At 58.6% G+C, this 558-nt stretch carries 1 pseudogene; it reads left to right on the top strand.

Features of this window, described 5'->3' with window-relative positions:
- Window positions 1-558: pseudogene (locus J5224_RS34515) on the top strand (isocitrate lyase); the annotation flags it as partial.

Raw genomic sequence — 558 nt, 5'->3', positions numbered from 1 at the left:
AAGAATGGAAAAGCGAACGTTGGGCCGGTATTAAACGTCCCTACAGTGCCGAGGATGTGATCACCCTGCGCGGTTCGTTGAATCCGGAATCGACGCTGGCCCAGCACGGTGCCGCCAAACTGTGGGCGCTGTTGCACGGCAGCGCGCGCAAAGGCTATGTGAATTGCCTCGGCGCTTTGACCGGTGGGCAGGCGTTACAGCAGGCGAAAGCGGGTATTGAAGCGATCTATCTTTCTGGCTGGCAGGTGGCGGCGGATGCGAATTTAGCCTCCAGCATGTATCCGGATCAGTCGCTCTATCCGGCGAACTCGGTGCCTGCGGTGGTGGCACGTATCAACAACACGTTCCGCCGTGCCGATCAGATTCAATGGGCCAACCGTATTGAACCCAATGACGCTCGCCATGTGGATTATTTCCTGCCGATCGTCGCGGATGCGGAAGCCGGTTTCGGCGGGGTGCTGAATGCCTTTGAGCTGATGAAATCGATGATTGAAGCCGGGGCGGCGGGGGGCCATTTTGTGGACCAACTGGCCTCGGTGAAGAAGTGCGGGCATATGG

Source organism: Candidatus Symbiopectobacterium sp. NZEC135, from assembly GCF_025962695.1.
This window is presented reverse-complemented; position numbering and strand designations above follow the sequence as displayed.